We start from the raw sequence: 11751 nt of genomic DNA on the forward strand, positions 1-11751 counted from the left end.
GCGGGGTGGCGCCCGGCAGCCGGAGACGAGAGAGTGGTGACCCATGACCGCACCGCTGACCGTCGTCCTGTTCGGAGCCACCGGCGACCTCGCCCGTCGCAAGCTCATCCCGGGGGTGCTGCACCTCTTCCTGTCCGGCCTCGTCGACGACCTGCGGGTGGTGGGGACCTCGCTCGACGACCTGTCCGTCGACGACTTCCGCGATCTGGCGATGGAGGCGGTGCAGGAGTTCAGCGTGCGGGAGTGCGAGGACTCGGCCCTGCGCGACTTCGTCCAGCACCTGGACTACGTGCCGGGTTCGCAGGGGCCCGAGGCGCTGCGCGCCGCGGTCGACCGCTCCGAGGAGCAGCTCGAGGGAGACCAGCCGCTGCGCCTGCACTACCTCTCGGTCCCCCCGAGGGCTGCGCTCAAGGCGGTGGGCACCATCGCGTCGGCCGGTCTGGTGGAACGCAGCCGGATCATCATGGAGAAGCCCTTCGGCACCGACCACGCCTCGGCCGTCGAGCTCAACGCCCAGCTGCACGAGGTCTTCGACGAGGACCAGATCTTCCGCATCGACCACTTCCTCGGCAAGGAGCCGGCCCAGAACATCCTGGCCTTCCGTTTCGCCAACGGCCTGTTCGAGCCGATCTGGCACCGCAACCACATCGACCACATCCAGATCGACGTGCCGGAGACCCTGGGGCTGTCCCAGCGCGGGGACTTCTACGAGCAGACCGGCGCCTTCCGCGACATGGTCGTCACCCACCTGTTCCAGATCCTGGCCTTCACCGCGATGGAGCCGCCGACCTCCCTCGAGCCGCTGGCGATCAGCCGGGAGAAGAACAAGGTCTTCCGGTCCATGCTGCCGCTGGAGCCCAGCGACGTCGTGCGGGGCCAGTACGTCGGCTACCGGGACGAGCTCGGGGTGGGCGAGGACAGCCAGACCGAGACCTTCGTGGCGCTCAAGTGCTTCGTCGACAACTGGCGCTGGGCGGGCGTGCCGTTCTACCTGCGGACGGGCAAGCAGCTGGCCGAGGGTGCCCGCATCATCTCGATCGCGTTCCGGGAGCCGCCGCAGTCGATGTTCCCCCCGGGGTCGGGCGTCGGCGACCACGGACCGGACCACCTGACCTTCGACCTCGCCGACCGGGCCCGGATGTCGTTGAGCTTCTACGGCAAGCGGCCCGGCCCGGGGATGAAGCTGGACAAGCTGTCCATGCAGTTCTCCATGCAGGACACCGACTGGGCCGGCGGCGTGCTGGAGGCCTACGAACGGCTCATCTACGACGCCGCCCGGGGGGACCGCACGCTCTTCGTGTCGGCGTCGGGCATCGAGCGGCTCTGGGAGATCAGCCAGCCGCTGATCGACAACCCGCCCGTGGTCCGGCCCTACCAGAAGGGGTCCTGGGGCCCGAACCAGATCCACCAGCTCATCACCCCGTTCACCTGGCGGCTGCCCTTCGAGCGGCAGTGGCGCGAGTCCGGGCAGCGCTGACGCGACGAGCCCGACCGCCCGGCGGGTCGCCGGGGGTCGGGCTCGAGGTGGTCGGGGCGGGGGCCGCTCAGTCCAGGTAGTCGCGCAGCACCTGCGAGCGCGAGGGGTGACGCAGCTTGGACATCGTCTTGGACTCGATCTGGCGGATCCGCTCCCGGGTGACCCCGTAGACCTTGCCGATCTCGTCCAGCGTCTTGGGCTGGCCGTCGGAGAGGCCGAAGCGCATGGACACCACGCCCGCCTCGCGCTCGGAGAGCGTGTCGAGGACGGAGTGCAGCTGCTCCTGCAGCAGCGTGAACGAGACCGCGTCGGCGGGGACGACGGCCTCGGAGTCCTCGATGAGGTCCCCGAACTCGCTGTCGCCGTCCTCGCCCAGGGGGGTGTGCAGGGAGATCGGCTCGCGGCCGTACTTCTGGACCTCGACGACCTTCTCCGGCGTCATGTCCAGCTCGGCAGCCAGCTCCTCGGGGGTGGGCTCGCGCCCGAGGTCCTGCAGCATCTGCCGCTGGACGCGCGCCAGCTTGTTGATGACCTCGACCATGTGCACGGGGATGCGGATCGTGCGGGCCTGGTCGGCCATGGCGCGGGTGATGGCCTGCCGGATCCACCAGGTCGCGTAGGTCGAGAACTTGTAGCCCTTGGTGTAGTCGAACTTCTCGACCGCCCGGATGAGGCCCAGGTTGCCCTCCTGGATGAGGTCGAGGAAGAGCATGCCGCGGCCGGTGTAGCGCTTGGCCAGCGAGACGACGAGGCGCAGGTTGGCCTCGAGCAGGTGGTTCTTGGCGTTCTTGCCGTCGTTGGAGATCCACCACAGCTCGCGCTTGAGCTTGGCCTCGATCTTCTCCCCGGAGTTGAGCTTCTCCTCGGCGAACAGGCCGGCCTCGATGCGCTTGGCGAGCTCGACCTCCTGCTCGGCGTTGAGCAGCGCCACCTTGCCGATCTGCTTGAGGTAGTCCTTGACCGGGTCGGCGGTGGCTCCGGCGGTGACCACCTGCTGGGCCGGGGCGTCGTCGTCGTCGGCGGTCGAGAGGGTGAAGCTGTCCTCGTCACCCTTGGTCGCCGGAGTCTTGGTCTTGGCGACCTCGGGGGTCTCGGGGGCCTCCTCGACCTCCTCGGCGTCCTCGGCCTCGACGTCCTCCGGCGAGGGGGCCTCGACGATCTCGTCGACGACGTCCTTCTTCTTCCGGCCGCGTCCCTTGGCCGGGGCGGCCGGCTCGTCGGTGGACCCCGCGGCCGCCGAGGCGGCCTTGCGGGCGGTCGTGGTCTTCGCCGCCGTGGTCTTCGCCGCCGGCGCCTTGGCGGCCGCGGTCTTGGTGGCCGCGGTCTTGGTGCCGGTCGTCTTGGTGGTGGACGCCTTGCGGGCGGTCGTGGTCTTGGCGGACGTGGTCTTGGCGGACGTGGTGGTGCTGCCCGTGGCGGGAGCCGACTCCTCGGTGGACGTGGCCGAGCTCTTCGCGGCAGCCGTCGAGGACGTGGTGCGGCCCTTGGTGGAACGGCTGGCCCGCTTGCGGGCCGGTGCCGGCTCGGCGCGCACCTCGATCGCCTGGTCGCTGAAGACCCGGAGCACCTTCTTCTGCGTCGCGGCGGAGGTGACGTCGGCGGCCTCCAGGGCCGTCTTCACCTGCTCGGCCTCGACGTAGCCCTGCTCGTTCCCGGTCATGAGCAGGGCACGGAGGGCCTCGTGCTCGAAGGCGGGCGGCAGCTCGGGGGTGCTCGTGCGGGTCGTCCTGGCTGTCACGGGATGGACCAACTCTCTGTGGGGCAGCAGGTGTAGCGCAGACGGGCATGAGGAACCCGACGCGGCTCGAGAATGGTGAGTCGTGCCGGGTGCGGCACGCGACTCATACCATTATAAAACCTGGGAGCCCCGGCGCACATTCCCCGGGGTGTGCGCCGCACCGGTGGTGGCGGCCCGACCGGGGGGTGGCGAGCAGGCGCGCCGCCCGGCTCAGTCGGTCTCTCCGGCCTTCACCGCGAGCACCGGGCACTGCGCCTCCAGGAGGATGCGCTGGGCGTTGGAGCCCAGGATGAGCTTGCCGATGGGGGTGCGCCGTCGCAGTCCGATGACGATGAGGTCGGCGTCGCTCTCACCCGCCACCTCGATGAGGTCCTCCGCCGGCTCGTTGCCCCGCGCGAGGGCGCGGACCTCGTGCTCGATCCCGGCACCGTCCAGCTCCTGACCGACCGCGGCCAGCTCCTCCTCGAAGCGCCGCGCCTCCCCCGCGTCGAAGTCGCGGCCGCCCCGGTGGGAGTTGACGACGACGAGCTTCACCTTGCGCAGGAGCGCCTCGGTGCGGGCGGCGACCAGCGCCGCCCTGCCCTCGCGGGTCGGGATGTAGCCAACGATGATCGACATGAACGACGCCCTCCTACGTGACGAGATGTGCCGCGAGGTTACACCTCAGGCCGCCGGGCGCCCTCCTGAGCGGCCCCGGGCGCGTCCCCGGGCGCGTCCCCGGGGGCGTCGCCCGGTGGGTCCGCCGGCGCGAGGGCCGCCCTGCCGGCCCGGTGCCCGACGTGGCGGACGCAGTCCGACCTCCAGCGCCCGGCGGAGCAGCGCGGCCAGCTGCGAGCCGGGGTCCACCTCGAGCGCCAGGTCGCACAGCTCGTTGGCGACGGTCCCGTCACCGCGGGTCCAGGCGGCCATGGCGCCCAGGGTGAGCAGCGGCCCTCCGAGGTCGCGGGGCACCTCCGACACCAGGGTGAGCAGCCGCTCCAGACCGAGGTGGTGGGACGTCGTGGGCCACGGACGCAAGGCCCGGGTCGCCTCGACCAGCTCGCGGGGCACGGAGGCGTCGTCCTCGCTCCAGGGCAGGTCCGGCAGCCACCGGGCCAGCACGGCGTCGCGCACCCACCGGTCGTGCAGCAGCACCGCCACCTGCGCCCGTCGTCGGGCGTCCAGGGTCCGGCCCTCGTGGAGGCAGGCGTCCAGGTCCCGCAGCGCACGACCCTCGTCCACCGGTCCGGGCGCGAGGTGCAGGAGGCGGATCTCGATGGCCGTCGCCCGGGACGCCTCCTCGTCCCGGCGGCGCACGGACGCGGCGACGGCCGCCCGGCTGGGCAGCACGCCCCGACCGCTCAGCACGAGGTCGGCCACGGCGGGGACGTCCGGCGCGGACGGCGCCGGCCCCCACGCACGCTCCTGCTCCGGGACGATCTCGCCGTCGGCGACGACGGCGCACATCTGCCCCCCGGAGGGCGTGTCCCGCACGAGCACGAGGTCGTGCACGTGGCAGCCGGCGTCGTGGGCGAGCCCCCGAGACGCCGCCAGCAACCCCTCCACGGCCGCCGCGTCGACGTCGCCGCCCGGTCCGGTGGGCAGGTCGTGGCCGAACACGGCCAGCAGGATCGGGCCCCTCGACCCGTCCGCCGCCTGCTGCACGGCGTGATGCAGCTGCTGCAGCCCGACGCGCAGGTCCGGTGTCTCCGGCAGGTCGAGGCGGCCGGCGAAGACCAGCTGGCCCAGCGTGCCCCGAGGGTCGAGCGCGAGCGCCACGACGACGATGCTGCGCTCGGGCCGGTAGCCGAGGAGGTGCGGGAGCACCGCCAGCAGCTGCCCGGCGCCGCTGAGCCGCATCGGAGGGCCCGGGGCGGGCGAGAAGGCCGAGGTGGTGTCGGGTGCGGGGAGGTCGGGCTCCGGCGAGCGCCCCCCGGGCTCGTGGTTCGTCATACCTCCAGCGTGCCGCGAGCGGGCCCGCCGTGGCGGACCCGCTCGCGATCTGTGGATAACTCTCAGCCGGTGGGGGCGCCCGCCTCCCGGTCGCCGAACTCGCGGCGGGCGTGGTCGGCGATGCGCTTCATGAGGTAGCCGTCCAGCCCGGCGCCGATGACGCCACCGGCCACCGGGACGAAGCGGACGAACCGGCCCAGGGCGCGCCCGCCGACGGCCGTCAGGAGCCGGAACCCGACGGCCTTGTTGACCATCATGGCCGCGGCCTTGGGCAGCCGGGAGGTCGCCAGCCTGGCCAGCCGGCCGGACCCGGTCATGCCCATGGCCGTCGTGACCCCGGCCTTGCGCATGAGCTCGTCGGCGTCCGCGCCGACCAGGGACAGCAGGACGGCCGCCCGGGTGGACCGGCTGCTCACGTCGTAGCCGCGCTCCTCGGCGATGGCGGCGACCATGCGGGTCGCGAAGGTGTAGAACTCGAGCACGTTGACCGGGATGGCCACCGGCATGGTGAAGATGCCGCCCACGCCGGTGACGAAACCCCCGACCGCGCCCTTGCGGATGTGCTCGGCGACGATGGCGTCGACCACCCGCTCCCGGTCGTCGCCGTGCTTGCGCCGCACCCGGGCCAGGACCTCGCTGGAGGACTGCAGCGGACCGATGCCGTCGACGCCGAAGTCGAGCAGCTTGCCGATGAACGCGTTCGCCAGGGCGTCCAGCGGGCCGCCCTCCTCCAGCTCGGGGTCGGGCTTCACGGCCACGTCGGACTCAGGTCCAGCCACGTCGTCTCTCCTCTTCTCGGGGCACGGGGTCGCGCTCATCCTGACACGGGGTGCGTTAGGTTGCGCGGTATGACGTCAGGAGGGCGGGCGAGGGGCGTCCGGCTGCTCTGGCCGCTGGCGGTGCTGCTGGGCCTGACCGGGCTGGTGCTGCTGGGCCTGGGGGTGGCCGGCTCGACCGACCGGTCCACCACCGACCTCGCGGGGGTGGTGCCGGGGCAGGAGGTGGTCGTGCCGCAGGAGGGGATGTCCGTCTGGTCGCGCTCCCCGCAGACCCGTGCGGCCACCGCCTGCACCCTGGACGACACGCTGATGCTGAGGCCGGACGAGGACTTCACCACCCGGGTGGAGGGTCAGGACTTCCACGAGGTCGCGCGCACCGGCCCCGGCCAGGGCGCGGGCCCGGCCACGCTGGTCTGCGACACCGACGACGCGGTCTACGCGGGCCCCTACGGGCCGGCGACCGCCCCCACCGGGCTGCGCGGCGGCGCGGGCCTGACCCTGGGTCTGCTGCTGCTCCCCCTGGGCCTGGCGTGCGCCGCCCTGGCCGTGCTGGCCCGGCGGCGCGGTGAGGTCACCGAGACCGGCCCCGACCCCGCGGCCTACACCCTGGCCCAGCGGCCTGCGGGCCCGGAGGCCGACCGTGGGAGCCGGCGGACGTCGCCGACCGACGCCCCGACCGGTCCGCGTTACGACCTGCCGCCGCCACCGTCCTGACCCTCGGCCGGCGGCGTGGGCCCCTCGCCCTCGTCGGCGCCGTCCTCGTCGACCGACTCCGGGTCGCGCAGGAAGGCTTCGAACTGCGCCCCGATCTCCTCCGCGCTGGGCAGGTTGGCCACCTCGGCGGCCAGCAGGCTCTTGCGCCGCTGCCCCTCGATGAAGTGGTCGTAGCGCTTCTCCAGGCCCTCGACCACCTCGCGGGCCTCGTCGTTGGTGGCGAGCTCCTCCTCGATCCGCCCGCGGGTCAGCCCCGCCATCGCGACGAGGTCGGTCGTCGGGAGCACGAGCCCGCTGAGGTCCATGAGGGCGTCCGCGGCCGCCACGACCGCGTCACCGAACTGCGTCTCGGCGAGGTAGTGGGGCACGTGCACGGCCACGCCCATGGTCAGCAGCCCGGACTCGGCGAGCCGCAGGTGCAGGAGGGAGTCGGCGCTGGAGGGGATGCGCACCTGCCCGAAGAGGGGGGTGTAGTCCCCGAGCACCGAGCTGTCGCTCGCGAACCGCGTGGTGCCCACCGGGCGCGTGTGCGGGACCGCCATGGGGATGCCGTGGGCGCTGACCATGCGGCGCACGCCGAAGGCGAGCCCGAGCTGGCGGACCGCGTCGACGAAGGCCTCCCAGCGGTAGTCCGGCTCGATGCCGTGCAGCAGCAGGAAGGGCTCCCCGGCGGCGTCGACCAGCCGGTACAGCACCAGGGAGGGGTCGTCGTAGTCGGTGTAGTGGTCGGAGTCGAAGGTCATGAGCGGCCGGCGCGAGCGGTAGTCCACCAGCTCGTCGACGTCGAAGGTGGCGACCACCTCGTGCTCGAGGGTGTCGAGCAGGTGCTCGGCCAGCGTGGACCGCACCTGCCCGGCGTCGAGGAAGCCCTCCAGCGACACCAGCAGCAGCGGGGCTGGCTGGGGCTGGCGGGCGGCGTCCGCCTCCAGCCGGAACAGTGGCGAGTGCGTCGTCACGGTGTCTCCTCTCAGGTCTGCCCTCTCAACGCGCCGACCCGTCGCGGGATTCCGGACCGCCCCTCGCCGGGGGAGCGACGGCGCACGTCAGGGGCCAATGATAGGAACGGGGTATGACGTCACCGGCGACCCCCTTCCACGACCTGTCCCACTACGTGGCCCTCCCCCGCGTGTCCGGGCTGGCGCTCAGCGCGGACGGGACCCGGCTGGTGACCACGGTGTCGACGCCCAACTCCTCGGGCACCGGCTTCGTCTCCGCGCTCTGGGAGCTGGACCCCGCCGGTGAGCGGGCGGCATACCGCCTCACGCGCAGCGCCAAGGGCGAGACCGGGGCCGCGTTCGGCGTCGGCGGCGACCTCTACTTCACCTCGGCGCGTCCCGACCCGGACGACGAGGACGGCGAGCCCTCCCCAGCGCTGTGGCGGGTCCCGGCGACCGGCGGTGAGGCGCGGGTCGTCCTGCGGCGCCCCGGCGGGGTGTCGGGCGTGGTGTGCGCCCGCGACGCCGACCGCACCCTCGTCGTCGCCGGCCTGCTGCCCGGCGCCTCTGACGAGGCCGGGCACCGGAGCCTGCACGAGGGGCGCGCCAAGGCCAAGGTCGACGCGATCCTGCACTCCTCCTACCCCGTCCGCTACTGGGACCACGACCTGGGCCCGCAGGTCCCGCAGGTCTTCGCCCTCGAGGACGGCCCGGACCCCTCGCGGGAGACCGAGGAGGACGCCGGGACGCCAGGCACGACCGACCGGGCCCCCGAGCGCCACCTGCGGCTGCTCACCGGTGGCCAGCACCCCCCGCTGCACGAGCCCAGCCCCCGGCTGGCGCCGGACGGGACCTTCGCGCTCGTCGACGTCACCGTGCCCCTGGGGCGCGCCGACCTGCGCTCCACGATCGCCCGGGTCGACGTCGCGGACGGCGGCCTGCGCACGCTCGTGGACCTCGAGGGTTCCGAGGCGCACGCCGGGCCGGTGAGCCCGGACGGCACCCGGGCGGTCGTCGTGGTCGGCGAGATGACCACCCCGGACCGGCCGCCGCACCCGCGTCTGCACGTGATGGACACGGGGACCGGGGAGCTGACCCCGCTGGCCCACGACTGGGACCGCTGGGCCCAGCCGGTCGCCTGGACCCCGGACGGGTCCTCGGTGCTGGTGCTGGCCGACAGCGAGGGACGGCGTCCGGTCTTCCGGATCGACGTCGCCGACGGGCGGGTGGAGCAGGTCACCCACGACGACGCCGCGTGGAGCGACCTGGTGGTCTCCCCGGACGGTGCCACGGCCTACGGCGTGCGCTCCTCCTACCTCTTCCCCCCGGAGGTCGTCCGGCTCGACCTCGCCACCGGAGAGGTGACCCCGCTGCCCGGCCCGGCGGAGCGTCCGCAGGTCCCCGGCCGGCTCGAGGAGGTCGAGACGACCGCGGCGGACGGCAGCCGGGTCCGCGCCTGGCTGGCGCTCCCCGAGGGCGAGCCGTCGTCCGCGTCCGGCCACCCGCTGCTGCTGTGGATCCACGGCGGACCGCTCGGGTCGTGGAACGCCTGGACGTGGCGGTGGAACCCCTGGCTCATGACGGCGCAGGGGTATGCCGTGCTCCTGCCCGACCCGGCGCTGTCCACCGGCTACGGCCAGGAGTTCGTGCGTCGCGGCTGGGGCACCTGGGGCGACGCGCCCTACACCGACCTCATGGCGGTCACCGACGCGACGGTGGCGCGCAGCGACATCGACGCCGACCGCACCGCGGCGATGGGCGGCTCGTTCGGCGGCTACATGGCCAACTGGGTCGCCGGGCACACCGACCGGTTCCGGGCGATCGTCACGCACGCCTCGTTGTGGGCGCTGGACGGCTTCGGCCCGACGACGGACGCCGCGTTCTACTGGCAGCGCGAGATGACGCCGCAGATGAGCGCGGACCACAGCCCGCACCGCTTCGTCGAGCAGATCGTCACCCCGATGCTCGTCATCCACGGCGACAAGGACTACCGCGTGCCGATCGGCGAGGGCCTGCGGCTCTGGTACGAGCTGCTCTCCCGCTCGGGGCTGCCCCAGGCCGAGGACGGCACGACGCCGCACCGGTTCCTCTACTTCCCGCAGGAGAACCACTGGATCATGAGCCCGCAGCACGCCACGGTCTGGTACTCCGTCGTCAGCGGGTTCCTGGCCGAGCACGTGCTCGGTGAGGAGCCGCCCACCACGGACACCGACGCCGCCGTCGGCCGGCACCTCGGCCTCACCGCCCCTCCTGCCCCTCCCGCACCGGACGCACCGGACGCGCGGTAGGCCTGCACCGGACGCGCGGCCAGAACACACCAGACGCGTAGTCAGGACACACCGGACGCGCGGCCAGGACACACCGGACGCGCGGCCAGGACACACCAGACGCGCGGTCAGGACACACCAGACGCGCGGCCAGGACACACCAGACGCGCGGTCAGGACACACCAGACGCGCGGTCAGAACACACCGGACGCGCGGCCAGGACACACCAGACGCGAGCCGGTGGCAGGACCGTCAGCCCACGCCGAGGCGCAGCCGCGCCGCCGACGCCGGGTCCGCCGAGGCGATGACGACCTCGTCGGACGCGCCTGAGGCTCTCCCCTCGGCGGCGGCCTGCCCGTCACCGGTCAGCACGAGCAGGCCGCGGCGGCGCAGACCGTGGCGCACCCCTGGTTCGTCGAGCGCGCCCGGGTCGACGTCCTCGCCGAGCGGCCGTCCGAGCGCGGCCTCGACCCGGGCGCGGAGGCGCTCGTCCTCACCGGCGCTGCCCGCCCCGGGCGCCGATCCCGGTATGCCGTCCGCCAGGTGCTCGCGGAACGGCACGATCCGGCCGGACCACAGGTCGTCGACGCGTCGGCGCAGGTCGTCGAGGGTGCCGGAGTTGTCGACGAGCACGTCGGCCGCGGCCCGCCGCTGCCCGTCGTCCGCCTGCGCCCGTATCCGTGAGCGGGCCGCCTGCTCGTCCATGCCGCGCAGCTCGACCAGCCGGCGCAGCCGCTCCTCCTCGGCCACGTCGACGATCACGGTGAGGGCGTAGTCGGCGCCCATCCCCAGCTCGACCAGGAGCGGCACGTCGTGGGCGACGACCGCGTCATCGGGCGCGGCCTCGAACAGCTGCTGCGACCGGCGACGGATCAGGGGGTGGGTGATCGCCTCCAGGTCACGGCGGGCCTGCGCGTCGCCGAACACGACCTGTCCCAGCGCGGGCCGGTCGAGGCTGCCGTCCGCGGCGATGACGTCCGGGCCGAAGCGTTCGGCGATCTGCGCCAGCCCCGGCGTGCCAGGACCGACGACCTCGCGCGCGACCGCGTCCGCGTCCACCACGACGGCACCGAGCGACGCCAGCTGCGCCGACACCGTCGACTTGCCCGAGCCGATGCCGCCGGAGAGACCGACGCGCAACGTCATACCGGCCGCTCTCCGCTGCCCTCGCGGCCCTGCCACGTGCACACGCAGACCTCGTTGTCCTCGGCGTCGGCCAGCACCCACCAGGAGGGGGCGAACTCGTCGGTGACGAGGCGGCCCCCCGCGGCCAGGGCTGCGTCGACCCGTTGCCGGGCGAGGTCGTGCGGCACGTCGACGTCGAGGTGGAAGCGGCCCCGCCCGGGGCGCGCCTCGTCTATCTGCTGGAACCACATGGGAGCCAACCGTCCGGCCGCGTCCCGCAGCTGGTGCTCTCCGTCGGTCTCGTAGCCGAGGACGGCCGCCCAGAACGGCTCGACGGCGGTCACGTCGAGGACGTCGAGCGCGATCTCCACCGCGCTGACCTGGTGCGGGGCGGCTTCGACCCCCTCCTCACGCGCGAGCCGGCTGATCGCCGCCGCCAGCCTGCGGTCCCGGGCGGTCAGCCGGCCGACGTCGTGGCTGATGGTCGTCACCGTGACGTGCCCGTAGCGCAGGTCGACGTCCGGGTGGTGGTCCAGCTCGTCCGCGACCTCGGCGATCCGGGCGACCAGGCGCGCCCCGGTCGTGAAGTCACCGGTGAGCAGCCGGGTGTGCAACCGGTCGAGCATGACCCGCCAGTCGCCGAGCTCGGGGTCGGTGGACAGGTCGTGGTCGGTCGGGTGGGGAGAAGCCATACCCCGACTGTGCCAGAGGGTCGGACCGGTGGACACCCGCAACCATTCGCGACGCCCGGTGCAGCACCCGGCAACCATTCGCGGCGCCCGGT

10 protein-coding genes are annotated in these 11751 nt (G+C 73.5%); 3 read left to right on the forward strand and 7 right to left on the reverse strand.

Annotated elements, in window-relative coordinates; genetic code table 11:
- Nucleotides 1–43 precede the first annotated feature (43 nt).
- Entirely contained in the window at nt 44–1477 is a 1434-nt protein-coding gene (gene zwf / locus AVL62_RS10570) for a glucose-6-phosphate dehydrogenase (protein ID WP_058891584.1), read from the forward strand.
- A gap of 67 nt (nt 1478–1544) precedes the next feature.
- Here the strand turns inward: zwf and AVL62_RS10575 are convergent, their stop codons facing one another.
- The 4 genes from AVL62_RS10575 to AVL62_RS10590 all read right to left on the reverse strand — a co-directional run bounded on the left by AVL62_RS10575 (nt 1545) and on the right by AVL62_RS10590 (nt 5926).
- A complete protein-coding gene (locus tag AVL62_RS10575; RefSeq protein WP_058891585.1) occupies nt 1545–3215 on the reverse strand; it encodes an RNA polymerase sigma factor in 1671 nt (556 codons plus the stop codon).
- 210 nt (nt 3216–3425) lie between these two features.
- Nucleotides 3426–3833 carry a universal stress protein gene (locus AVL62_RS10580; RefSeq protein WP_058891586.1) on the reverse strand — a complete coding sequence of 136 codons (408 nt, stop codon included), beginning with the start codon at nt 3831–3833 and terminating at the stop codon, nt 3426–3428.
- A gap of 45 nt (nt 3834–3878) precedes the next feature.
- Nucleotides 3879–5147 carry a DUF4192 domain-containing protein gene (locus AVL62_RS10585; protein ID WP_058891587.1) on the reverse strand — a complete coding sequence of 423 codons (1269 nt, stop codon included), beginning with the start codon at nt 5145–5147 and terminating at the stop codon, nt 3879–3881.
- A gap of 62 nt (nt 5148–5209) precedes the next feature.
- Complete coding sequence (locus tag AVL62_RS10590; protein WP_058891588.1) at nt 5210–5926, reverse strand: EcsC family protein; 717 nt, start codon at nt 5924–5926, stop codon at nt 5210–5212.
- 69 nt (nt 5927–5995) lie between these two features.
- On the opposite strand from AVL62_RS10590, the gene AVL62_RS10595 reads away from it, so the two are divergent.
- Complete coding sequence (locus tag AVL62_RS10595) at nt 5996–6640, forward strand: hypothetical protein (protein ID WP_058891589.1); 645 nt, start codon at nt 5996–5998, stop codon at nt 6638–6640.
- Here AVL62_RS10595 and AVL62_RS10600 read toward each other — a convergent pair.
- Nucleotides 6613–7596, reverse strand: a complete 984-nt coding sequence (locus tag AVL62_RS10600; protein WP_058891590.1) for a PAC2 family protein — start codon at nt 7594–7596, stop codon at nt 6613–6615. The two genes, AVL62_RS10595 and AVL62_RS10600, sit on opposite strands and share 28 nt — an antisense overlap.
- A gap of 113 nt (nt 7597–7709) precedes the next feature.
- On the opposite strand from AVL62_RS10600, the gene AVL62_RS10605 reads away from it, so the two are divergent.
- A complete protein-coding gene (locus AVL62_RS10605; RefSeq protein ID WP_058891591.1) occupies nt 7710–9863 on the forward strand; it encodes a S9 family peptidase in 2154 nt (717 codons plus the stop codon).
- 231 nt (nt 9864–10094) lie between these two features.
- Here AVL62_RS10605 and coaE read toward each other — a convergent pair whose 3' ends face one another.
- Both coaE and AVL62_RS10615 read right to left on the reverse strand, forming a co-directional pair.
- Nucleotides 10095–10988 carry a dephospho-CoA kinase gene (gene coaE / locus AVL62_RS10610; RefSeq protein ID WP_058891592.1) on the reverse strand — a complete coding sequence of 298 codons (894 nt, stop codon included), beginning with the start codon at nt 10986–10988 and terminating at the stop codon, nt 10095–10097.
- The gene (locus AVL62_RS10615; protein ID WP_058891593.1) at nt 10985–11659 is read right to left on the reverse strand and encodes a VOC family protein; all 675 of its coding nucleotides are present in this window, start codon (nt 11657–11659) and stop codon (nt 10985–10987) included. Before AVL62_RS10615 ends, coaE begins: the two co-directional genes overlap by 4 nt.
- Nucleotides 11660–11751 lie beyond the last annotated feature (92 nt).

Origin of the sequence: Serinicoccus chungangensis, assembly GCF_001483745.1 — a bacterium.
GTDB classification, from domain to species: Bacteria; Actinomycetota; Actinomycetes; order Actinomycetales; family Dermatophilaceae; genus Ornithinicoccus; species Ornithinicoccus chungangensis_A.

Bases quoted from the DNA above. Each gene is read 5' to 3' on its own strand.
- zwf (WP_058891584.1), top strand. From the start codon at position 44: ATGACCGCACCGCTGACCGTCGTCCTGTTCGGAGCCACCGGCGACCTC.
- AVL62_RS10580 (WP_058891586.1), bottom strand. From the start codon at position 3,833: ATGTCGATCATCGTTGGCTACATCCCGACCCGCGAGGGCAGGGCGGCG.
- AVL62_RS10585 (WP_058891587.1), bottom strand. From the start codon at position 5,147: ATGACGAACCACGAGCCCGGGGGGCGCTCGCCGGAGCCCGACCTCCCC.
- AVL62_RS10595 (WP_058891589.1), top strand. From the start codon at position 5,996: ATGACGTCAGGAGGGCGGGCGAGGGGCGTCCGGCTGCTCTGGCCGCTG.
- AVL62_RS10605 (WP_058891591.1), top strand. From the start codon at position 7,710: ATGACGTCACCGGCGACCCCCTTCCACGACCTGTCCCACTACGTGGCC.
- coaE (WP_058891592.1), bottom strand. From the start codon at position 10,988: ATGACGTTGCGCGTCGGTCTCTCCGGCGGCATCGGCTCGGGCAAGTCG.
- AVL62_RS10615 (WP_058891593.1), bottom strand. From the start codon at position 11,659: ATGGCTTCTCCCCACCCGACCGACCACGACCTGTCCACCGACCCCGAG.